Raw genomic sequence first — 21,405 nt, forward strand, 5'->3', positions numbered from 1 at the left:
GGCAGGTCAACAATATCTACCGCAGATACGCTCGGGCTGCGTCTCATGCTGAGGGTTCATTCCATCAGTATGAGGACCGTGCCCATGAGCACGCCGAGCCCTACATCCGCGTCACCGACGTTTCAGGAAATTCGTACACACCTGCTTGAGATCGACCCGGGCCTGCGCACGCAAACCCAGGAGCCTGTCGTATTACCTGCCGAACTGCATGCGCTGGAACAACTGAACACCACCCTCATCAGCGCCAACAACGTCCTGTTGGCGAGGTCACGCAGCTTGTTCGAGGCATTGACGGAGGCAGATCTCACCCAAGCGGCCGGCAAGACGTTGCTTGCCCAACTCAAAACCGACTTGGACAAGCACCTGCTTGGCCTTGACGAAGTCAGCACGGTAGGCATTCAAGGCCGCAAGAGCTACCTCACCCAGGCGGCCGGTCTTGGCGCGTTGGAGCAGCAAGCCAAACTGGATGTGCGTGATTACCTGCTAAGCCCTGCCGAACAGCGCATGGTTGAAGACTGCTCCCGAGGCCCGACCTTTCGTCCTGGCATGTACTCGCTCAATTTCAGCTACCAGGACAAAACTGTGGAATTTGCCGGGGCCTTCGTTCTTACGAGAAAGTCCAGCCCAGTCGTGGACAACCTGACGTCGGTAGAAAACCTCGGCCAGGTCTTGTTGTTCACGCCAAACAGGGGGCTGGAGGCCTTCGACTCTCTGGTGCAGCTCGAGCAGAGCCTCAAGGCGACTTTGGCGCTACCGGCGGGTCGAGCGGAGTTCTGCCGACACTTGCCTGTACGTTATCAAACGCTGGATGTCGTCGATATCTGGCCCTTGCAATTGCTGCCCATTGACGGCGAGCCACTGTTCGAACACACCTACAACGCGATTATCGACAAGCGCAGCCAGGACATCGAACTGGCATTGAGCCTGGTAGACAACCCATTGCAGGAGGCAACGCAGCTCAAGTCAGCATTGGACAACGCGGTGACAGCAGCGCTGCCAGACTTGTCGTCACGCTTGGCGTTCAGGCGCCAACAGCTACTCGAGCGCAGCGTCTATAACAGCCTGCCGGATTGGTATCGCAACGCGGCTGCGACGGACCAGCAAACCCTGAGTCGTTGCATGCAGGATTACAATCAGGCCCGGGCTACCTATATCGAGCTGCTGGGGCCTGTTGCGTCGCCTCAAGCCCTGGCAAGTTTCCAGTTGACCGAGTATCTGGACGAAGCGCTGGAAATCTACGACCTGGACCCGCATCACCTGAACATCACCACCCGACGCAACGTCGCCAATGTCGGCACCTATGAGCAGACCCGCAATCTGGTGCAATTAAGCTATGACGGGCTGCATACCGACGACGAGTTGCCCGGCTCTGATTTTTTGACCACGACCGCCCTGACCTATGCCGACGCGCCACTGCAAGGTGACCATGCCGTTCTGAGTGCGCAAAGCCTGCTCCACATCCTCCGCGAACCTGGCCTGCAACCGCGCCTGGACTATGCCGCGCTGCAAAAAAAAATGCAGGCCGAAACTGGCTACAAGCAGGCCACTCGCGACCTGTTTGATCATCGCCTGGTGTTGCTTGCCTTTGTCGCCCGGTTGCGAGGCGACCTGAGCCCGGCAGACCACAGGTTGTTCGAAACGTTGCGGGCCGGTACGAACCCGCTCCTGTGCGCACGCACCGTGCTGCTGCATGGCGCGCAACTCAAAGACCTGTGGTTATTGCGCGAGGAAGATGCCAACGGCCAAATCCGACGCTTGCTGTTGTGCACCCCCGATTCGCCACGTGAGCGACAGTTCCTGGCGTTCACCACCGAGCTCGAATGCCAGGCGCATATCATCGGTTGGGCCGATGACAACACCCGGTTAAAGGGTCGCACCATGAGCGACTACCTGTTGGAGCAATGCCCGCTGCGTTTTCGGCCGAAGATGCGCACGTTCCTCAAAGGCTTGGGCTTCAGGCCCGACGCAAAGGAACATGAGGAGGTGACATTTGGCCCTGTGTGCTCCCACACGGTATGCCTGGACGCCCTGGTCATGCATGGGCAAAGCGCAGCGCAGGACGACTACGAATACAGCACCCCGCTGTGGTATCGCTCAGCCCAGGCGGCGGACCGAACCCGGTTGACCAGCCTTGCCGAAGATGCCGCAGGTGCCTTGCGCGTCTATAACGCCATGCCCGATTCAGAAGCGAACTTCATTACCTTCAATGCCTATCTGCACGATAAAGCCAAACTCAGCCTGAACACGCTGCTTGGTCGCCGTCAGAATGATATCGACCCGGATAGCGTGTTTGTGTCGGCGCCCTGGCCGTTGCTGGGCGGTGCGCCGAAGCCCATTTCCTATACCCGGCTGTACAGGGACGGTTACACGGATAACGTCGGGTTCATCGACCCGAAATTCTCCACTTCGGCCACGTTCAGCGGGCCGGTGGGCGTGGACCTGAGCCGTTTGACCCCGCAGAACGTATCAAGGGCGGTGACGGGTGTATGGATCGGGCAACGCTACACCGACGAAGTGCGCGCCAACTTGCAAAGCGCGAGCAGTCCCGGTTACGCCAAACGGCGCGACGCCACCTTGACGATCACACAACTGCAGATGAAGTACGCCGCACTCGATGGCTGCCTGCGCGGTCATATCGCCCGAGCCGACTTGACCTGGTTGGAGCGTGCGATCGACAGCCTTGGCGACACAGCGGCGGCGACCCGCTCGACTTATCAGGTACATCGCCTGAGCATTGACGGCGATTGGGTGATAGGCAGCTACCTGTTCAGCCATGCCAGCAACCCGGTTTTGCTCTACACCCCCAACGCACCCGATGGCATCGGTTTTCGTGAAGCGAAGCTATTCAACTACTGGCTGAAAAAGGTCGACGGTGTGTCGGATTACCTGCAGGGTCGGGTGCCGGTCCCATCTCAGGTACGGATCGGAGCGTTTCTGAAGACTGCCCGCAATGGCTTGCCCGAAACGATTGACCGTACGACCCCAAGCCCGGCGCGCTATGACCGGATAACCCCGGGCACCACCGTGAGCGACCCGCGCAATGATTTTTACAACATGGTGTTGCAGCGCAAAATAGACGATGTAGTTGCCACCACGGTCAATCGCACGGAGATGATCACGGGGATTCTGTGGACGTGCGTCGAACTGGTCACTGCCATCGCCACTGCCCCTTTTCCCGTATTGAGCCTGGGCCTGGGTGGTTTGCTGGCGTTCAAGGACGCGATGCTCGCTATCAGTGCCTACCAACAGGGTGACACGGGCGAAGCCTTGAAACACTACATTGGCTTCCTGGCCAATGTGGGCGGCGCTGTGCTGTTTGACTTTCGCCCGGCCCTTAAAGCACTGCGCGTGCGGCCGGTGACCAAGGTGCTGGAGCAGGCCACGCTGATCAATGATATTGACCCCGGCATTGCTGCCGGAATGAAACCTGTGATGTTCAATACCGAGCAGTTCTGGATCAAAAGCACACCGGACTCCCTGGGCCGGCATCTGCTGTTTCGCCGTGACCCAGTCACCGGGCAAATGCAGTCAACCACACGTGTGGTCAACCAGAACAGCGATGGCCATTGGGTGCGCTTCACGACTCCGGGAGGCGGGCGCCATACGCTACTGCGCGAAGAGGTCGACGAGTTACTGGTGCCCTACGAGATTGCACCCGAGCAAGGGAAGTACTTCAGGCGCGCGCTCGACCTTGAATATGTGCGCATCGTTACCAGCCCTCCGGACGACGCCATTGCACAGGGCATAAGTGACGGGGCCTATCTTCAGTTGAAGCCTCTACGCGACAGCTATCTCGATCAGATGAAACACCTGACTCAAGACGCGGACGCGTTTTATGCCTCGCCTCCAGCGCGCCCGGACCGTAGCGGCTTGCCGGTGCTGGCACCGGATTCCAGCCCATCTACTGCGCTTGCCACCCTGTTTCCACTCAAGAAGCGGCTGATCATTGGCGCATCCAATACCAGCGTTGCCAGTAAGCAATTACTCATCGAAAACCTGCCAGCCTTGAAAGCGCAAGGGCTCAAGCGCGTTTACGTTGAAAACCTGCCGGCCGATGTTTTCCGGACCAAACTCAAAATTATCAACGGCGAAACCCAGGGTGACGTGGCGTATGCCTTGAAACGGGTCGAGGACCATCTGGCGCGGGTAGACGCAGGCTTGGGCTGGGACGCGGACGCGCCTTTTACCTACCGTAAACTGATGCTTGAAGCCCACAAGCACAAGGTCGCGATCGACGGCGTGGACGCCTCGAGTTCTTATCATATGGAGCATGTGCTGGCGCTGTCTGAACAAGAGCGGTTTATCCCACGCAACAGCAAACTCAGGAACTTCTATTCCCACAAAGCCCTTTCACAAAACGACCCCGATGATGGTTGGATCGCCCTGGTTGATCACACCCGCATAGGGAGCACGGACGAAGTGCCGGGGCTGGCCGATTTGCAGAATGTCATCGCCCTGCGTGTGGAGGATGTTACCCCGGGCCAGGCGGTGGGCGTCTCGCCTGATACTGCCTCCGCCGCGTTGTCCCGGGGTGATTACCGGATGACCATGGCGCCGGCATCGCAAGCGCTGCCGACGGCGGGTCCTTCAAGGGCGGTGCCGGCGCCCGCTGCACCGTCCCATTACAGTGAGTTCGATCTGCCCGCGTCGTTTAAAGCGCACCTGGATGAAATGGTGCACTCGCACCGTGACTTGGATACTCGCTACGGCTTTGGGATTGGGCACCTGTATGAGGCGGCGTTCAAGGGGTTCAAGAACACCCGTAATCGTTTGGAGAAGGCCGCCAAAGCCGCCTTTGCCACTTACACGCCCCCGGCACGGTCCACCTTTGTCGAACTGGGTGCGGTGGCCAGCGAAGAGGCGTTCGTCAAGCTACTGTACAAACTCAAGCGCGGACTGATTGTTGCTGAAGCGCATGCGGATAAGGCGAGTAAACAGTTCCTGATTAAATACATGAAGCTATTGAAAGAGCAGGGTGTAAAAACCTTGTATCTGGAACACCTGCTTACCGATCTGCACCAGCTTGAACTGGACGTTTTTTATAACACGCTGAAAATGCCGGAAAATCTCAAGCGCTATCTGAGGGCGCAGGACCTCGGCCATATGGGGAGCGGTTACACGGGAAAAAACACCTACACCAAGGTCGTCAAAGCGGCGAACAAGGCGGGCATCCGCGTCCGGGCTCTCGACTGTACCGCCAGCTACCACGTCAAAGGCATGCACGACTTGAACGCCCGCCAGAGCGTGTTCAGTTACTTTGCCAATGAGGTGATCAAGGCTGATCAGGCGGCACTGGGGCCGCATAAGTGGGTCGCACTCATGGGCACCGCCCACGCCGACATCTATCAGGGCGTGCCAGGCATTGCGCAATTGCAGGATGCGGTCAGCTTGACGGTACGCGATGTCGCGCCCGACCATGCACTGCCTTTGCACCGTGGAGGCTGGGAAATCCTGGAGCGCGGGGTCAAGACGCCCGCGGGCACGGCCATGCGCAGTGACTTCAAGGTGCATGTCGGTGTGGCCGGTACGCCGGCGCCGCGCCCGATGGTTGCAGCGGATCGTACATGGATCAGAAGTGTCGGCGATTTCCTGATCGAGCGGCCTTCAATGACCCAAGCCAATGTGCTCCATCGTTCTAACGCTGGAGATATCATTTCCACGCCTGTTCAAATTGACGATAAGGGGCAGTTCTTTATTGAGCGGTGGCCACAGTTGCAAGCAAAGCGTTACCCAAGTTTGGATTTTTTGATTCATGCACTCAAGACGGATGTGCAGTTGACGGCCGTTTCCGCTTCGACCCTGCCGAGCGTGCGCCTGAAAAACATCGGTGACTTCCTGATCGAGTACGCTTCATCCACCCAAGCCAGTCTGCTTCACCGTTCCAGGACTGGAGAGATTATTACCACCCCGATAAAAAGTGACGAGGTGGGGCAGTTGTTTATCGAACGCTGGCCGCAGTTGCAAGGCAAGCGGTATGCAACGATGGCGGGCTTGGTAGATGCGCTCAAGAAAGACGTGCTTTTGACCGCCGTCGCCTGATCACGGGCTCTTGAGGGGCAGCCTCTCGTGAAGGGGCTGCCACAATAAATCGTGGGCACTCCACTGGGCTGGCGTAGTCTCATGGCCAGACACCCACGCTTATCCTGCGGAGCTTCCCATGATCACCGTCCACCACCTCAACAACTCGCGCTCACAGCGCATCCTCTGGCTACTTGAGGAGCTCGGCCTGCCTTACGAGATCAAGCGCTACCAGCGCGACCCGAAAACCAACCTGGCGCCCCCGGAGCTCAAGGCCATCAACCCACTGGGGAAATCCCCGGTTATGGAAGATGGCAGCCTGGTGTTGATCGAATCCGCCGCCATCATCGACTACCTGATCCGCCGCCATGGTCAAGGCCGCCTGCAACCTGATCCTGCCTCTGCGACCTACGACAAATATGTGCAATGGCTGCATTTTGCCGAAGGCTCGGCCATGCTGCCGCTGATGCTCAACCTCTACGTCGGTCGTCTGGGTGAAGCCGGTGCGCCGTTGCACCCGCGTATCGAGTCGGAAGTGGCCAACTACCTGGGCTATCTGAATGACGTGCTCGCGGATACACCGTATCTGGTCGGTGACGAACTGAGCGGCGCGGACATTCAGATGAGCTTTATCGGTGAAATCGCCAAGGCCCAGGGCAAGTTGCAGGCCTATCCAAACCTGGCGGCCTGGGTGCAACGCTTCCAGGCGCGACCTGCGTACCGCAAGGCGGTGGAGCAGGGCGGGGAATACGCGTTCGCCAAATAGGTCAGGCCAGAAGGCACAATTGCCCCTTGTGGCGAGCGGGGCCAGCCCGCTCGCCACGGGTCTGTGTCCCCATTCTTAAGCGCTATTGCCCTCGAAGCGCTTTAACGAAAACGCCGACAGGTCCAGGTCACTCGACCCTCGCATGCACCACTGCGCAAATGCCTCACCCAGCGCCGCCGAATGCTTGAAGCCATGCCCCGAGCACGGCGACACCACCAGGGTGTGCTGCAACGTGGGGTGTTCGTCGATAATGAAGTCGTGGTCCGGCGTCACGGTGTAGGCACACACCGCCGCCTTGAGCACTTTGGCCGACACGCCGGTGATACGGCCCTTTACCTGCTGTTCGTACATCTCCTGGGCTTGCGCCGCCGAGACCGTGCGGTCCAGCGTTTCAGGCGTGGCCGTGGTGTGGTACTGCGCCGTAGCCAGCTTCATGCTGCCTTCGCCGGGCAACGCAGGGAACCCATAGTGGGTCTGACCTTGTTCGTGCGTGAGGATATAGGTGGGGGATTTGCCCACCAGGTCGGCCCCAGGCTCCAGCGCGAACCAGAACAGCTGTTGCCGATAAACACTCAGCAGCCGGTCAAACGGCGCGCCGAGTAATTCGCCGGCCCAGTTGCCCGCACTCACCACCAGCTTGTCGGCCTGTAGCGTGCGCTGGTCGGTGGTCACCGTCACGCCGTGAACATCCGAACTGATGTGGGTCACCGTCTCGCCCTTGTACAGCGTGGCGCCGTGTTGCTCGGCCAAGGTGAGTTGCACATCAATGCAGCGCTCAGGGCGCACAAAGCCGCCGCCAGGCTCGTAATAGCCGATGGCGCTGTCCGCCACCTGGGCAAATTGCGGGAAACGCTGGCGAATCTGCGCAGCGTCCAGCCGCTCATGTTCAATGCCGTAGGTTTGCGCCAGGCCGATGGTGCGCAGGGTGAAGTCGGTTGCATCGCTGGGGTCAAAGTCATCACGAGAGGTGAGCACCAACAACCCCGACTGCTCAAACAGCGCCTGCCCCGACATCGCCTCAAGCTCGCGCCAGATAGCGTGCGAACGCCGCACAATGGGCACGTACTGCGCGCCTTCGCCCACCGACAGCCGCGTAATACGCGTATCGCCATGGCTGGAGCCAAAACTGTGGGGCGGGTGGTGGCGGTCGATGCCGGCGACTTTCACACCGGCTTTTGCCAGTTGATACACCGTGGCGGCACCCATGGCGCCCAGGCCGATGACCAGCGATTCATAGCGTTCCAAGGTTGGTACTCGCGTGTGAGGTGAGGGCGTAGTTGAGGCTAAGGCGTGGGAAAAAACAATGGGGATAAGGCGGTAGCCTGTACCCCGTTCAGGAAACCCACAGTTGATCTTCGTCGCCCCGCAATCCCCTGTGGGAGCCGGCTTGAACTGCGATAGCCGGTTAACACGAAGTCTGTGGCAGGTGGGCTGTTGTGGCGAGCAGGCTTGCCACAGGAGAAATTGGCTGCCTTCAAACGTTGTGTAGATACCCATAGCTATCGCAGGCAAGCCAGCTCCCACAATCACTGTGGGAGCTGGCTTGCCTGCGAAGGCATCAACACGGGCGACCTGCCGAGCCGAAACACCTGAATCGCCGCAGTATCAGGCCAGTCGTGCCCGCCAATCACCGCCATGCTGGGTGTTGCAGGCTTCTTCGCAATCAAAGCTCACGCAGCGCTCAATTTTCACGGGGGCCACTTCGGCGTCGTGCAACGCAACAGCCGTCAGTTCGCGCATACGTTGGTCCGCGCCGTTTGCCAGGGCCAGCTCCTTATTGGCCCGCGTATCGAACACCCAAATCACCCGCAGGCTTTGCGGGAACGCGGCGTAATCGACCGTGTGAGTCAGCCACTCGAAGCCCGGGATTTCAGCCTTGGCGGTTTCGCAGGCGTCGGTCAACGTGGCGACCAGGCGGCGTTCGAGGCGGGCGGTGTCGCGTTTGGTTGGGGGCATCAAAGGTCCTGAGATTTAATAAAAGTCATAGTAGAGCGCCCATTCGCCCGTGACGGCGTGCTTCCAGAACATCAGGCTTCCACTGTCTACGACGTTCAGGTTTATTTTCGCGTCCGAGGATATCTGGAACACAAACTCAAAGCCCTCACCCGGATCAACACCGGACTGGCAAAAAGATGGGTAACCACCGATCTTGTGCTCGTAGGTGTGCGTCACCAGGTCGTAATAGCTTTGAATTGCACCTGTTCGCTCCAGCTTGAGTATTTCATCCTCAAGGTCGGAAGGCACGCCGCCGCCATCCCACAAAGGGAAGTCTTCAGGCACAACCTCCGCACTCAATGGGAAGGGTTTGAGGAAAGCGCCATCTACCGAGAGCTGCTTGCGAACCAAGAGGTCTTCCGGCCCATATTCACGAATCAGCCAGTTGTTCCCCATCGGTTCGAAGTGTTCGGGAAAAGGCGCTGAGACAAACACTGTCAGTACGCGAATCCCTTCAAGCACTGGGCAATAGAAGGGCAGGTTGGGCAAGTAAAACTGCGCGTACGGGAGTAACTGTACCCCTGCGTCGTTGGTCGGAACGACTTCATCGGGTTTAAACAGAAACACATTTCCAAGCCAGCTTTCCTCATCCGTGCCGGCGGGGCGAAAACCACCGGCAGTCAGTTTGAGCGCAGGTCTGGCCAAGCGTTGCCGGATGTCTTTTATTTCCATGCTGAACTGAAACTCCTTAGACCTGAATGTCACACCGCGCCTCAACAGCGTGCAGCCGCAAGGTCAGACCCGATGCGAAGCACACCACCACGTGATGGTCGGCGGGGAAGGTATCGCAGAGGTAGAACGTTTCTGTCTCGGCATCGGCCGCCACAATGCCGATGGCGTGAAGCACCGTGTCGTCTTCAATCGGGCTGTCATGGCGCCCTTCGGCCGAAAAAAAACTCACGCCATGGAACGTGACGGTGATCTCCCGAGGCTCTTCGGGCGGCACCCAGTCCTCGGTCCGCCGTGTAAACCTGAGCGACAGCGTGCGCTCAGACAGCGCGTAATGGATGTCGCTGGCGACATAGAAATTGTGCAGGTCACAGGCGCGTCCTTCGACCTCAACCTCTATATGCCCGAGTGCAAAACCATGGAATTTCATCGCGCCTGCCTATCGCTGCTGAAACGCTACTTTCAGCCCCAGCCCCATAAACAGCGTGCCGATGATCTTGCCTTCCCACCGACGCAACTTGGATAGCCCCTTGAGCCCGCGACTTAACGGGCGAATCGAGAGGGCCAGCAAACTCGTATAAACCGCGCTGAGCCCCGAAAAAATCAAGCCCAGCACGGCAAACTGCACCAACGACGAACCCGATTCCGGGTGTACAAATTGCGGCAGGAACGCCAGGAAGAAGATCGCCGTTTTCGGGTTCAACACCTCAGCCCCAATCGCCTGGAAAAACGCCTGGCGCGGCGTCACCGCCGGTAGCTCCAATCGCGCATGCGTGCCGGTTTTGGCCATGAACGCCCGCACGCCCAGGTAGATCAAATACGCCGCGCCGGCCCACTTCACCGCATTAAACGCCGCCGCCGAAGTCATCAAAATCGCCGACAGCCCCAGTGCTGCGCACAGTGTATGAATCAAGTCGCCGCACGCCACACCCAGCCCGGTCGCAACACCAACCTTGCGCCCGCCTTGAATCGTGCGCGTGAGCACCAACAGCACGGAAGGGCCGGGGATCAGGAAAAGGCCGAGCACCACGGCGATGTAGGTGACGAGGGCAGTGAATTCAAACATGGCGGGTTATCTCGCAGATGGGCGCGGCCTACAGTAATCCTCATGTAGGCAGCCAATGCAACGCCGATCAAGCAAACGCGGCGACCATAAACGCCTCCAAGCCTTTCTCCTCCAGAATCTCGATAGAGAAATGCCCGAAGCGCTTAGGCAACCAAATGATCCGTGTGCCGGACGGCGATTGTAGATCCGCCAGGCTCAAGGGCCGGCCGTTTTCATCCTGCGGCTGCACACCCTCGGCCATCAACTCGGCATAGGCCACCTCAATATCCGGCGTGGTGTAGCAATGCCGATAAATCATGCCCTCACCGTGCGCGTCCAACAGCTCGCGCAAGTTGCCCGCCACCGGCTGCACCAGCATAAAACGCTCCAGGCCCATCAACGCCACCGCATATCGCACATGCAGCCCGCCGCGTTCCCACACCTGGGTGTTGGAGATTTTGGCCTTGAGGATCTTGGCGTAATAAGCGCAGGTTTCTTCAAGGTTCTCGACCAGTACGTCGACGTGGCTGAACTTCAGCTCCATTACAGGCCCTCTTGGCGGGTGTGGATTCAGGCGACAGTAGCCGATTTACAACTGTTAACGAATTGAAAGTCGCGTTCGATATAGGCTTCGAACAGTCCTAACCCCTGTTCGCCGAGCCCTCAACCATGAAACTGCCCGCCATCGCTGCCGCATTTTTTGTACTCGCCACCGTGCAATCACCCTGGGCACAGGCCGCAACGCCCATCACCCACGTCGCCATCTACCGAGGCCCGGCGGGCTGTGATGACTGTTCCGAGAACGTCAAAAACGCCTTGCTGCGGCTCAGCCCCAACTACCTGATCGACTTCGTGGGCGCGGATGAAGCCATCGACATCACCCCGCAAAACCTCGCGCGCTACGACCTCTATGTTCAGCCGGGCGGCGGGCAGGATATTCCCGCTGCGCTCGACAGCTTCGGTGATGCACGCGCGGACGCCATTCGAGAGTACGTGGCCAAGGGCGGGCGCTACCTGGGGTTGTGCATGGGCGCTTATCTTGCCGACAACAGCAACTTCGGGTTGATACCCCAGGACCTCGACTCCGAAGCCGGGCGACCGGGGTTTGAAGTACGCGAGATTGAAGACGCGGCGGTGCGGGTGGTGTGGGATGGCAAGCCGGACAGTGTGTTCTATCAGGATGGCCCGTACTTTCCCAAGGTTAAGGGGCACGCGCCGTATACGGTGATTGCGACTTATCGCAATGGAGATGTGGCGGCGGCGCGGTATCGGTATGAGAAGGGCGTGGTGGTGCTGAGCGGGCCGCATCCGGAGGCGGGGAAGGAGTGGTTTGAGAATGCGGGGATTGCGCTGAGTGAGATGCCGCGGGGGGAGTTGTTTGGGGTGTTGGTGGGGCGGGTTGGGGAATGATGTATGTTTCTGCGTTTGTTCGGTAGATAATTGTGGGAAGGTCATCTTTCGGTCAGGAGCGGACAGTCGCAGTAGACTCGCGCAAAGCGAATCGAGTAGTGTTTAAGCTGATCTGCTCATGCATCTGCGAGAGTAACCGTGGCTTTCCAACCATGGTGTATAACTCCCTTACGTGGTCATCGGACCGCTGCAAAACCCAGCCTAGGCAGGAAACAAGGAATGTTATCCACCAAGTCCACGAAAGCGTTTTTTGCCCCATTTAGGGCCTATTTGTAGTTATACCGGATCTAAAGACATGGAACGCAAGAATCTGAAGATGATTTTAGTTTCACTTTCAGCAATTACTCACAACGTGTCAGCGGATCAAAAAGGCGTGAATCTTGAACCTCTTGCAATGGCTAATACAAGCTGCGCTGCGTTTTATGCGGCCGCACAAGTATTGATCAAGCCAGAAGCCAAGAAAGAGTACGAATCTAAATTCAGCACACATTACGCCCTATCACACCAACTCAGTTCTTCGTATGAAACACTAGCAGAGAACTTGAACAAAGAAATCCAACGCCAAGCCACTGGTGCCTTGTCTTTAAAAGAGAAAGCGCAGATTGTAGACTTCCTATCCAAAAATCTAATTAAGTGCAGCACTATCGAAATCCAATCCACTGCAATAATTAAAAATAACACCACTTACCAAGAATAATTCACTGAATAAATATTTAACCACGACAACTCTATGAGTCGCTCCCATTTTCGTATACGAATCGAATAGTCTTTTCTGGGCAAGATCGGCAGGTGACCACTGTCTGCTTTGGCTCGATTTCTGCCTGTCGGAACGGGCATTAATCGGCCTAACTTGGCGGTGGTAGGTGACCGAAATTGGCAGGTCCAGGCAGGCGCCCTGTACTGAGAACTTAATGCTCGGATAGAACGGACTATTTCGACAGAAATTGTGAGGTGTCGTCTGCTACGTAGTACAGAATGTACCCTGAATACACTAGAGAACCGGCAGCAGCTTCTGCTTTGAAGCACTCTGTGAGTGCATCCTCATCAGCAAAACCGTATTCCGGCAACTTGTCGCCTGCGAAACTAGCAAGTCGCCAAGCGTCGAAGCCACCGATCTCACCATAAGCCCCAAAGTCAAAGTCTACTTTACCTGTGGGGAGGCTAACCGTGCAGCCATAGCCGTGCTTGAAGTAACGAACTCCGCCTTCTAGCTCTCCGTGCTGAGGAATGTCAGCTCCCACCCAATCCGTATTGGTCAAGGGCCGCGGGATACCAGACCGATGCATCATGTCCACAGCGGCGCCAACACTTGCTTGGTAGTCGCTGATCAAAATGGCGAGTTGGTTATTCCTACGGTCTCACGTTATAAGCAGCACTGAGTCCATTGACCGCAGAGAGTAGCAGTCGACGCAATTGATGGGCAGCAGCAAGACCGAAAGCCTCAAGCCGTATGAGTACATTCCCGTGGCGTTGATGGCTGCAGCGGTCAGCACTGGCACTGGGATTCGTGACCAGGAAACTACCCTGGGTACCGAAGCCAGTTCCTCGATGGCGACAGCGGCAAAGTAGTCGCCCAGGTCGTGCGCAAAGGCACCGGCAAGCCGTTGTCGAACGACTCCCAGGTGATGAAGGCCGATGATGTGAAGAGCGTCATCGACGGCTGGGCTTCGGACCTGCATCAGTCGTACCTGAAGCTTAAAAAGAGCTAAGCCTCAAAACGTATTACGGGCCGGTTTGTTGTAGAAGCTGAGCAAGACGTCGTAGCAGTGGGTGACGAGGGCATAGTCGTCACTCAGCTGCTGCGGCGTCGCATGTTCCTGCCAGTGCTGCTGAAGGGTTTGCAACGCTTGCAGGTACGCGTCCGCCGACGGAGTTATGGTGTACCAGAGGTAGTTGGCAAACTCGTCCCGCGGTGTGCCGGGGTGCAGGCGCACATACGCCTTGCCGTGGGCGCTCGCCCGTTGCACCGCGTCAATCAATGGCGCGAGGGTTTGCGGAGTCAGTGTGGCGAGGTAAACCCCTTGCTCCAGTTCGTCCACCGCTGTTCGTGCGGCAATCATGTAGTTGAGCAGGTGCCAGTGGGTGTCCTGGCCAAAGCGCGCCTGCAGCAGCGCCAGTTGCCCAGGGCGCAGGCGCACGTCCTCGCGCTCCAGGCGCTTGCGCAGCTCGGTGGAGGCGGCCATATAGGCATCGCCCTTGATGGCCATGGCCTGGGCGACTTGCCCTTGGGGCGGTTGAAACCGTGCCATGCCCAGCCGCTGGTAGAAGTCGAACGAATTGGTCAGCGGCGTGACGTCCTGCAAGGCCAGCACGTAGCGTCCGGCAGCATTGATCAATGGGCTATTGGGCTCCAGGCGCTCCAGCTTGCCGGTGATGCGCCGGGCACAGATATCGTTTTGCAGGTCGCGGCCCAGGGCTTCGTCGTGGTCGCCGAACTCCTTGAGGATCCGGTCCATCTGCACGAGGGATTCGTAGGTCTGCTCGTCGAAAATCGAAGGCCTGTACCATTCCTGATGGGTGTAGCCGTAATAGAACAGGCGCCAGTCCCGGTCGACGCGGTTCATGCAGTCGATGATCGGCGCCAGGGCGCTGGCCTTGGCGGTTTCGGGGCCGTCGCGCTTGTCCAGCCAGAGTTGCACTTGCGCCACCTGCTTGCTGGCCCCTGCCAGGCCGAGCAAGCCCAGGCCCAGGGTCAGGGCGATGGGCACCAACCATTTCGGATTCATCGTTTGGCCTCCTGGCCGTACCATTGCGCCTCGGTGGCGGGGGCGTGGCACTCCCGGGCGGTGGCCGGCAGTCGGCTGCACAGGCGTTCGGTCCATTGCTGCAAGCCCTGGTTGGGATTGACCTGGTGTTGGCTGTCGAATGCCTTCAATGCGCTGTACAGCACCACGCAGATGGCAATGCCCAGGGCGATCGCGCGGGTTGACCATTGGGCGTTGTCGGCCTTCCACGGGATGTGGGTTTTCAGGGTGTGCCGCTTGAACAGGCCAATGGCAGCCAGCACGAGCAGCAGCGTCACGCTGGCCGCCGGGCCGATTTTATAACCGGCCGCCACCATCATCACCGCGCCTGGCAGCAGGTCGCGCAACGGTAACAGGGGCAGACGTGTCGGGCTCAACCACCGGGGAAGCAGGGCGCCCAGGCGATCATCCAGCACGCGATACTGGTGGGCCAGCGGGCGCCATACATGCCACCCCACGAAGCCGCCCATCACGATGGGGATCGACCACAACAGGCCGACGCCAACGGTTCTCATCAGGTTGCCGGCCAGGGAATCGGCGTGTATCAGGGCGCCCACCATGCAGCCCACGACGGTTGCCAGCACCAGCGGCCAACTGTCGAACGCACGTTCCCAGCCTTGCCAGAAGTAGGGCGTGCCGCCTGGCATCGAGGCCGCCACCGTGGGGTGGTCGGCATAGATGTCGGCGCTGAGCCGTTGGCAGGCGGCCCAGTCGTCTGCGTCCAGGCGTTGGGCAAAGGCGCGGCGTTGTCCCAGGGTCATGGGTGCCAGCAGCAGGCGGGCGGCGCGTTGCTGCGGGGTGCCGGGAGGCTCCGCCGCCAGCTCGCGTTGCCGGGCGATAAACTGCGGGCTTTGCTGGCGCCGCAGCAACTGCAGCCAATCGTCGGGCGGGCAGGTATGGTCGCTGCCACCGTGCCAGCCCTGGCCGGCGCACACGGCTTCAAACACGCTCGGGGACCAATAGCGGGTGTCCAGCAGCAGCTTGGCCAGCCACGTGTTAAACCACTGTGCGTGGGGCGTCTTGTCAATCCAGGGCTCACGCAAGCGCGCCTCATAGGCGGCCAGGAAGCCGGCCTCATCCTGCTGTTCCAGGGGCAGGCGCAGGGATTTTTGCAGGGCCGCCTTGCTATGCATCTCCAGGGCTTCAATCAGCACGCCGGGCAGCTCCAGGCGTTGCCAGGCGGTCAGCCAATGGAAGGTTTCAAAGGCCCATTGGCGGTCGTCGAGGCTGACGTCGTGGGTGTCGACAATGCGTTGCAGCAGCGTGACTTCAAACATCAGCCCGGTGCCGGTTGCCAGGGCTTGCTGATACTGCTGTTGCAGCGTCCCGACAGTGACGGCAGTGGGCACCGGCTCCACGACCGTAGGCTGATCATCTTCCCGTTGCCCTTCGATCCAGTTCAACGCCTCTTCATAGGCTTCCCGCAGGCGTTGAAAGCTCTCGGGGTCATCATCCGGGCGGGTTTTCTTCAGCAGGGCGGCGTATTGACGTTTGATCGCGCGGGTGTCGGCATCGGAAGGCAGGCCGAGGATGTTCCAGCAACTCATGTGCGGCGCAACTCCATGAACAACGGCACCGCCCTCCTGGCGGGCGGTGCAATGGGCGAACCTTACCTGTTTGGCGCGAATCTGTCCTCGTTTCAGTGCTGGCTATTGGCCAATCAAAAAACGGGACGGATCTATATGCAGGTAAATAAATCTGTCCCCTTTTTCCTGCAAGTTGGCAGGTCTCGCTTTATAAGTGAGACCTGTTCCTGCGGTTTTCCGCTAGTAAGCGTTATTTTTTTATGTGTGGGGAGACCGTGATAGCGCTTGAACTTAAGGCAAGCATCCCTGAGTGCGACCACCGTCTCTCTGGACGCATACCCACTGGCTAGGTTTCCGCTGTATCGGTCAAAAGTAGGTAGCACTGGGTGAACCAAGTTTCTACTTTTCCTCAGGTTGTGAAGCCTGTCTCTCAAGTTTTTGTCAAATACGCGTAACTCGTAGGCCACGTCAATCAGCCATATAAAGTCAAATTTATACTGCATGACTGATGGCTTTGAAGGAATAACAGTAAATAAGCCGTCGCCCGCCCAATCTATTATTTTTGCGTCTTTGGGTGTTTTGTCTTTAAGGGGGCGGCTGTTAGGTGGCTTATTATTGATTCCTACTGCTTGAACGATATCTAATAATATGGCTTCACAGACTGCTCCGTATTCTAGCATCTGAGTTCTGATTACACCTTTGATTAGTGTGGCATCGAGCAATGATGCCTTACCTAATAAGTACGCCATCCGGGCGGACTTGGCTGAAAATGCGGCTGACGCCTTAAGATTTGGTGAAAAAATAGATTCAGTCAGCGATGAACCGTCATCGTGCTCCAAGTAGGTAGCAAAGTATTTGGTCATGGAGTCCATAACGACCTGACCGATATCAGAATAGGTGTTTTTTGAAAACTCAAAATCTGGATTGCTGTCCTTGGCGTTTTTCCCAAGAGCACCCTGTATTTTCTTAGTCAAGATAAGTCCTTTTGTTTTGCGTCCGTCGTTCGCAGATCGGGTGAAGGTGGATTTTTTACTGAAGGAGTGGTCGAGCAATTGAGTGTGCGAAATTCGACGCTTACTCTTTGCCGGACACGGGGAAAGACAGCCAGACAGTTGTCCGTTTCTTTTGGCTTGAAAGGATTTACGATTTTTAAGCTCATCCGTTAGCTCTAAAATTGCATGATGTCATTTTGGTATGAGCCTAAGGTATATCGCTCTTGAAGGATTTACCAGTGCTCGATTCTGTTGAAAACCGCCCCGTTTCCTATCCGACAGGTCTACCATAGCGTCCTCGGCAGTGGTCCACGCGCTACCGATCCCCATACTTCTAGGTATCGCCATGTCCATCGACCAAATCTCCCTCCCAAAAGGCGTCGGTCCTCACGCCACCAAGCTCCTTGACGCCATCACCGGCGCCTCCACCCACGAAGAACTCAACCGCGCTGGCGGCAAAGCCGAAGGTTTTGTCTTGGGGCTGGAATCCGCCAAAGCCATCAAAAGCCAGATCGCCGAATCCTTGTATGTGGCTTACGACGATGCGGCGAGTAACCGCGCGGGTGAGTTGAAGGGTTAAGAACCCGGCACTACAGGACGCTGCGCGCGCAGGGCATTAGACTGGGCGCCTTTTATTGCTCAGGATGAGGCTGTCATGTTTAAAGTTGCTGTTGCGTCACTGCTGCTGACCTGTGCCTTCGGCGCTCAAGCGGGCACGAGCGTTGATGTCTCGAAGATTTACGGCAACATTCAGTACGTCGATCACTACCCGGACTACAAGGTGCAGGTGGTCGATCACTACCCGGACCTCAAGGTGAAGAGGGTGGATCACTACCCTGATTCAGCCGGCAAGTGGAAAACGGTGGATCACTACCCCGACTACAAGATTCAGATTGTTGATCACTACCCGGATTTCACTATTCAGTACGTGGATTAATACCCTGACGTTAATTGAAGGCAGCGCCCTTTGCGGCGCTGCCTTGGGCTGTTCATCAGCCAGGGCAAGGTGCTTCACGGTCGAGCAATTTGGCCGTGAGCAGCACGCCCAGTTCGCTCAGTTGGTGGATGGCCAGAGCGACGTCGCGGTGTTTGCCGCACAGGTCTTCGGACAGGTCGAGCAGTAATGTGCTGACGCTGGTGAAGGTTTCGTAGCTGTTGGTGATTAGGGTTTCGGTGTTGGCGTCGGGGACGACGGTGAAGAGGGTGGTTGAGTCAGTTTTTGCTTGAGTCATAACGATATCCTGGTTTTGGCCGCCATCTTTTCGCTACTAAACGAAAAGGTGGCAGCTGTGCGCAGGTTAGTAGACCGGTGGATATCAAAGCCGGCGCGCCCGAGGACGCCCTACGCACAGCCACCATCAAGCACAGACGCAATGTCTGATTGATGAAGCTCATGCACTTTTCCATACCCAACTCAGGCTACTAAACCCGATCACTGAACATTCAGCGACCGAGCCACCTTAGAGACGGCCACCTCAGCACACAAGCCGGCGGATTCTGACGCACGCGTAGGCAATGGAGCAAGGTGGTGCAGGGCATTACATTCTCTGTGGCGAGGGAACTTGCTCCCGCTGGACCGGGCTGCTACTCCAGTGCGAGGCGCTCTCACTATTTTTGGGGCCGCTGCGCAGCCCAGCGGGAGCAAGCTCCCTCGCCACAGGTGAGCTGTGCTGGTCAGTAGGCCTGGTTCACCCCAACCCCACGCATGATCGAAAACCGTGGGTCGATCAACTTCAGCGTTTGCTCACCCTTCAAGCGGCCCACCACCACGGTGTAGGTCTTGGGCACTTCGGAGAGGTTTTCCGGGTTGCGGGCCAGTTTTTCAATCGCCGGGGTGTTGGCCCAGTCGGCGATGGTTTTCTGGCGAATGTCCACGGTCACCACCCAGGATTTATCCACGGCGGCGCCCATCGGGTTGGGATTGGCGGCGATGTTCTGGATCTTGGCGATTTCATAGCCCTGGGCGTAGCAGAACCCGGACTCTTGCTGCACATAGGCGGCGCGGCCGTTGTCGGTGAGGCTGTAGGTGTTGGCGCTTTTGGCCAGCAGGCCGGCGTCGGTCAGGGCGTCGAAGGCCGGCTGGTTGGCGCTGGAGGTGCCGCTCATGACGCCCTCACCCAAGGTCACCGGGAAGCGGTTGAACATCGCCGCCTTCACGCAGGACGCGCCTTCCAGCCGGGGTTGCAGCGCGGCTTGAATGTCGGTGTCCGACGGGCTGTCGCTGCAGGCGGTGAGCAGCAGGGCGCTGGCGGTGATGAGGGCCATTTCTCTGATTCGCATCGTTTTATCCTTGACGATTGGTGGCGGGCGGGCAAAGTGTATAGAAACATTGCTGTCACGAAACCCTCCCCGCCGTCGTGTAGGTTCGGTGACTTGAGCCACCCTGAACACACAAGGATTAAACATGACATTGACCGTCAACACCCTGCTCGAGCTGGCCATGGCCAACCCCATCAACGCCGAAATCACCGCACGCCTGCCCGACCTCGGCGTAGAGCAGTGCATGCTCACGGCGGGCTGCCTGTTCCAGGCCGTCTGGAACCATCAGTCAAACTTGCCTGCGGCTCAGGGCGTAAAGGACTACGACGTCTTTTACTTCGACACGGATCTGTCCTACGAAGCTGAGGACAAAGTGATCCGCACCGCCGAACGGTTATTTGGGGATTTGGGCGTCAATGTCGAGGTCAAGAACCAGGCGCGGGTGCACCTTTGGTACCGCGAGCGCTTTGGTCGGCCTTACCCACAGCTGCACTCGGCTAAACAGGGCGTGGACCGTTACCTGGTGGCCGGCACCTGCATCGGGCTGGAGATCGACACCGGCGAGGTGTATGCGCCCTATGGGTTAGCGGATGTGGAGCAGGGCGTGTTGCGCATTAACCCGCTGCACCGCGAGCCTGAGTTGTTCGCCGCCAAGGCCCGCAGTTATCAGGCGCGCTGGCCTTGGCTCACGATCGTGGCGCCTGAGGTTATGCCGGGCCGAGGCTGAGCAGCCATCCGACCCCGGCGCTGCCCAGCACCACCAGCCACGGGGGTAATTTCCACACCATCAACGCCACCAGGGCAATCAGGGCCAGACCGAAGTCCCGGGCGCTGAAGATGGCGCTGGTCCACACCGGTTGGTACAGCGCTGCCAGCAACAGGCCAACCACCGCAGCATTCAAGCCCGCGAGGGCCGCTTGGGTGCGCGGGCTGCGGCGCAGGCTTTCCCAGAAGGGCATTGCGCCCATCACCAGCAAAAACGAGGGCGTAAAGATCGCCAGCAGGCAGAGCAAACCGCCAGGCCAACCGGTGGGGGGCTGTTGCATCGACGCGCCAAGGAATGCGGCGAAGGTGAACAGGGGGCCAGGCATGGCTTGCGCCGCCCCGTAGCCGGCCAGGAATACGTCGTTGCTCACCCAGAGTGTCGGCACGACCTCCGCTTGCAATAGCGGCAGTACCACGTGGCCGCCACCGAACACGAGTGCACCGGTGCGGTAGAACGCGTCGATCACGGCCACGTCTTGGCGGGTTGTGAACTGCGCCAGCAGCGGCAGGCCCGCCAGTAATACCAGGAACAACGCCAGCCACATTGCCCCGGTTCGACGGCTGAGGGTGATGGGCTGCGCGTCGTGGGTGGTCGGCGGCGGGGTATTGAGCCAGAGCAGGCCGGCCAGTGCCGCTGCGGCTATAACACCCACCTGGCCCCAGGCCGAGGTTTGCAGCAGGGCTATGCAGGCGGCGATCAGCATCACAGTGATGCGCGTTGCGTCGGTGCACAGGTTGCGCGCCATGCCCCACACGGCTTGCGCGACGACGGCGACCGCCACGACTTTAAGGCCGTGCAGCACGCCGGACGGGATGGCCGCGCTGTGTTGGGCAATACCCATTGCAAACAGGATCAGCACCACGGCCGACGGCAGGGTAAACCCCAGCCACGCCGCCAGCGCGCCGCCGTAGCCCGCCCGTGACAGACCCAGCGCAATGCCCACCTGGCTGCTGGCCGGGCCGGGGAGGAATTGGCACAGTGCTACAAGGTCCGCATAAGTGCGCTCACTCAGCCAGCGCCGCCGGGTGACGAACTCGTCGCGAAAGTAACCCAGATGCGCCACCGGACCACCGAATGACGTGAGCCCAAGGCGCAGGAAAATCAGGAATACCGACCAGGGGCTGGCGCGGTGGTCAACAGTGGAGAGGTTCAAGGCGCAGCATCCCAATGACGGCAAACGGATTAAGGCGTAGAGGCACCCTAGTCGATTTTGAT

At 58.6% G+C, this 21,405-nt stretch carries 20 protein-coding genes and 1 pseudogene; 8 read left to right on the forward strand and 13 right to left on the reverse strand.

Annotated features, from left to right (window positions below; translation table 11 throughout):
- Positions 1–84: 84 nt before the first annotated feature.
- Together ACQY47_RS24590 and ACQY47_RS24595 are read left to right on the forward strand one after the other, a co-directional pair.
- On the forward strand, positions 85–6,039 hold the full coding sequence (locus tag ACQY47_RS24590) for a dermonecrotic toxin domain-containing protein (protein ID WP_428552664.1): 5,955 nt from the start codon (positions 85–87) through the stop codon (positions 6,037–6,039).
- 118 nt (positions 6,040–6,157) lie between these two features.
- A complete protein-coding gene (locus ACQY47_RS24595; RefSeq protein WP_428552667.1) occupies positions 6,158–6,784 on the forward strand; it encodes a glutathione S-transferase family protein in 627 nt (208 codons plus the stop codon).
- Between the two features lie 75 nt (positions 6,785–6,859).
- Here the strand turns inward: ACQY47_RS24595 and solA are convergent, their stop codons facing one another.
- From solA to ACQY47_RS24625, 6 genes are all read right to left on the reverse strand, one after another.
- The gene (gene solA, locus ACQY47_RS24600; RefSeq protein WP_428552670.1) at positions 6,860–8,029 is read right to left on the reverse strand and encodes an N-methyl-L-tryptophan oxidase; all 1,170 of its coding nucleotides are present in this window, start codon (positions 8,027–8,029) and stop codon (positions 6,860–6,862) included.
- A gap of 360 nt (positions 8,030–8,389) precedes the next feature.
- Positions 8,390–8,740 carry a hypothetical protein gene (locus ACQY47_RS24605; protein ID WP_428552673.1) on the reverse strand — a complete coding sequence of 117 codons (351 nt, stop codon included), beginning with the start codon at positions 8,738–8,740 and terminating at the stop codon, positions 8,390–8,392.
- A 15-nt stretch (positions 8,741–8,755) separates the two neighbouring features.
- The gene (locus ACQY47_RS24610) at positions 8,756–9,451 is read right to left on the reverse strand and encodes a DUF1963 domain-containing protein (protein ID WP_017136950.1); all 696 of its coding nucleotides are present in this window, start codon (positions 9,449–9,451) and stop codon (positions 8,756–8,758) included.
- A 16-nt stretch (positions 9,452–9,467) separates the two neighbouring features.
- Entirely contained in the window at positions 9,468–9,878 is a 411-nt protein-coding gene (locus ACQY47_RS24615) for a hypothetical protein (protein ID WP_170037918.1), read from the reverse strand.
- A 9-nt stretch (positions 9,879–9,887) separates the two neighbouring features.
- The gene (locus ACQY47_RS24620) at positions 9,888–10,514 is read right to left on the reverse strand and encodes a LysE family translocator (protein ID WP_017136948.1); all 627 of its coding nucleotides are present in this window, start codon (positions 10,512–10,514) and stop codon (positions 9,888–9,890) included.
- A gap of 67 nt (positions 10,515–10,581) precedes the next feature.
- Positions 10,582–11,037: a VOC family protein gene (locus tag ACQY47_RS24625; protein WP_099548977.1), complete on the reverse strand. Its 456-nt coding sequence runs from the start codon at positions 11,035–11,037 to the stop codon at positions 10,582–10,584.
- Between the two features lie 125 nt (positions 11,038–11,162).
- Here ACQY47_RS24625 and ACQY47_RS24630 point away from each other — a divergent pair, with 125 nt between their 5' ends.
- Together ACQY47_RS24630 and ACQY47_RS24635 are read left to right on the forward strand one after the other, a co-directional pair.
- Positions 11,163–11,903: a BPL-N domain-containing protein gene (locus ACQY47_RS24630; protein WP_428552678.1), complete on the forward strand. Its 741-nt coding sequence runs from the start codon at positions 11,163–11,165 to the stop codon at positions 11,901–11,903.
- 295 nt (positions 11,904–12,198) lie between these two features.
- A complete protein-coding gene (locus tag ACQY47_RS24635) occupies positions 12,199–12,600 on the forward strand; it encodes a hypothetical protein (protein WP_428552681.1) in 402 nt (133 codons plus the stop codon).
- Positions 12,601–12,832: 232 nt separating this feature from the next.
- Here the strand turns inward: ACQY47_RS24635 and ACQY47_RS24640 are convergent, their stop codons facing one another.
- Positions 12,833–13,234, reverse strand: coding sequence for a DUF6896 domain-containing protein (locus ACQY47_RS24640; protein WP_419789539.1), 402 nt, complete (start codon positions 13,232–13,234; stop codon positions 12,833–12,835).
- Positions 13,235–13,325: 91 nt separating this feature from the next.
- Between ACQY47_RS24640 and ACQY47_RS24645 the strand changes: the two are divergent.
- Positions 13,326–13,612, forward strand: a pseudogene (locus ACQY47_RS24645) (DUF3313 family protein); the annotation flags it as partial.
- A 3-nt stretch (positions 13,613–13,615) separates the two neighbouring features.
- Here ACQY47_RS24645 and ACQY47_RS24650 read toward each other — a convergent pair.
- The 3 genes from ACQY47_RS24650 to ACQY47_RS24660 all read right to left on the reverse strand — a co-directional run bounded on the left by ACQY47_RS24650 (position 13,616) and on the right by ACQY47_RS24660 (position 17,147).
- Positions 13,616–14,629 carry a DUF3829 domain-containing protein gene (locus ACQY47_RS24650; RefSeq protein ID WP_236462836.1) on the reverse strand — a complete coding sequence of 338 codons (1,014 nt, stop codon included), beginning with the start codon at positions 14,627–14,629 and terminating at the stop codon, positions 13,616–13,618.
- A complete protein-coding gene (locus ACQY47_RS24655) occupies positions 14,626–16,194 on the reverse strand; it encodes a J domain-containing protein (RefSeq protein WP_428552686.1) in 1,569 nt (522 codons plus the stop codon). Before ACQY47_RS24655 ends, ACQY47_RS24650 begins: the two co-directional genes overlap by 4 nt.
- 131 nt (positions 16,195–16,325) lie before the next feature.
- On the reverse strand, positions 16,326–17,147 hold the full coding sequence (locus ACQY47_RS24660) for a hypothetical protein (protein WP_428552689.1): 822 nt from the start codon (positions 17,145–17,147) through the stop codon (positions 16,326–16,328).
- Positions 17,148–17,511: 364 nt separating this feature from the next.
- On the opposite strand from ACQY47_RS24660, the gene ACQY47_RS24665 reads away from it, so the two are divergent.
- Both ACQY47_RS24665 and ACQY47_RS24670 read left to right on the forward strand, forming a co-directional pair.
- Positions 17,512–17,745 carry a hypothetical protein gene (locus ACQY47_RS24665; protein WP_058422485.1) on the forward strand — a complete coding sequence of 78 codons (234 nt, stop codon included), beginning with the start codon at positions 17,512–17,514 and terminating at the stop codon, positions 17,743–17,745.
- Positions 17,746–17,820: 75 nt separating this feature from the next.
- Positions 17,821–18,102 carry a hypothetical protein gene (locus ACQY47_RS24670; protein ID WP_428552692.1) on the forward strand — a complete coding sequence of 94 codons (282 nt, stop codon included), beginning with the start codon at positions 17,821–17,823 and terminating at the stop codon, positions 18,100–18,102.
- Between the two features lie 55 nt (positions 18,103–18,157).
- On the opposite strand, the gene ACQY47_RS24675 is transcribed toward ACQY47_RS24670, so the two are convergent.
- Entirely contained in the window at positions 18,158–18,397 is a 240-nt protein-coding gene (locus ACQY47_RS24675; RefSeq protein WP_017136895.1) for a DUF6124 family protein, read from the reverse strand.
- 442 nt (positions 18,398–18,839) lie between these two features.
- The gene (locus tag ACQY47_RS24680; protein ID WP_428552695.1) at positions 18,840–19,445 is read right to left on the reverse strand and encodes a hypothetical protein; all 606 of its coding nucleotides are present in this window, start codon (positions 19,443–19,445) and stop codon (positions 18,840–18,842) included.
- Positions 19,446–19,569: 124 nt separating this feature from the next.
- Here ACQY47_RS24680 and ACQY47_RS24685 point away from each other — a divergent pair, with 124 nt between their 5' ends.
- Positions 19,570–20,151, forward strand: coding sequence for a nucleotidyltransferase family protein (locus tag ACQY47_RS24685; protein ID WP_428552698.1), 582 nt, complete (start codon positions 19,570–19,572; stop codon positions 20,149–20,151).
- On the opposite strand, the gene chrA is transcribed toward ACQY47_RS24685, so the two are convergent.
- Positions 20,132–21,343, reverse strand: coding sequence for a chromate efflux transporter (chrA, locus tag ACQY47_RS24690; RefSeq protein ID WP_428552701.1), 1,212 nt, complete (start codon positions 21,341–21,343; stop codon positions 20,132–20,134). The two genes, ACQY47_RS24685 and chrA, sit on opposite strands and share 20 nt — an antisense overlap.
- Positions 21,344–21,405: the final 62 nt, after the last annotated feature.

It is taken from the genome of Pseudomonas edaphica, from assembly GCF_965277385.1.
GTDB classification, from domain to species: Bacteria; Pseudomonadota; Gammaproteobacteria; order Pseudomonadales; family Pseudomonadaceae; genus Aquipseudomonas; species Aquipseudomonas edaphica.

Coding starts and splice junctions, on each gene's coding strand:
- ACQY47_RS24590 (WP_428552664.1), top strand. CDS start 85: ATGAGCACGCCGAGCCCTACATCCGCGTCACCGACGTTTCAGGAAATT.
- ACQY47_RS24595 (WP_428552667.1), top strand. CDS start 6,158: ATGATCACCGTCCACCACCTCAACAACTCGCGCTCACAGCGCATCCTC.
- ACQY47_RS24605 (WP_428552673.1), bottom strand. CDS start 8,740: ATGCCCCCAACCAAACGCGACACCGCCCGCCTCGAACGCCGCCTGGTC.
- ACQY47_RS24610 (WP_017136950.1), bottom strand. CDS start 9,451: ATGGAAATAAAAGACATCCGGCAACGCTTGGCCAGACCTGCGCTCAAA.
- ACQY47_RS24615 (WP_170037918.1), bottom strand. CDS start 9,878: ATGAAATTCCATGGTTTTGCACTCGGGCATATAGAGGTTGAGGTCGAA.
- ACQY47_RS24620 (WP_017136948.1), bottom strand. CDS start 10,514: ATGTTTGAATTCACTGCCCTCGTCACCTACATCGCCGTGGTGCTCGGC.
- ACQY47_RS24625 (WP_099548977.1), bottom strand. CDS start 11,037: ATGGAGCTGAAGTTCAGCCACGTCGACGTACTGGTCGAGAACCTTGAA.
- ACQY47_RS24630 (WP_428552678.1), top strand. CDS start 11,163: ATGAAACTGCCCGCCATCGCTGCCGCATTTTTTGTACTCGCCACCGTG.
- ACQY47_RS24635 (WP_428552681.1), top strand. CDS start 12,199: ATGGAACGCAAGAATCTGAAGATGATTTTAGTTTCACTTTCAGCAATT.
- ACQY47_RS24650 (WP_236462836.1), bottom strand. CDS start 14,629: ATGAATCCGAAATGGTTGGTGCCCATCGCCCTGACCCTGGGCCTGGGC.
- ACQY47_RS24655 (WP_428552686.1), bottom strand. CDS start 16,194: ATGAGTTGCTGGAACATCCTCGGCCTGCCTTCCGATGCCGACACCCGC.
- ACQY47_RS24665 (WP_058422485.1), top strand. CDS start 17,512: ATGTCCATCGACCAAATCTCCCTCCCAAAAGGCGTCGGTCCTCACGCC.
- ACQY47_RS24670 (WP_428552692.1), top strand. CDS start 17,821: ATGTTTAAAGTTGCTGTTGCGTCACTGCTGCTGACCTGTGCCTTCGGC.
- ACQY47_RS24675 (WP_017136895.1), bottom strand. CDS start 18,397: ATGACTCAAGCAAAAACTGACTCAACCACCCTCTTCACCGTCGTCCCC.
- ACQY47_RS24680 (WP_428552695.1), bottom strand. CDS start 19,445: ATGCGAATCAGAGAAATGGCCCTCATCACCGCCAGCGCCCTGCTGCTC.
- ACQY47_RS24685 (WP_428552698.1), top strand. CDS start 19,570: ATGACATTGACCGTCAACACCCTGCTCGAGCTGGCCATGGCCAACCCC.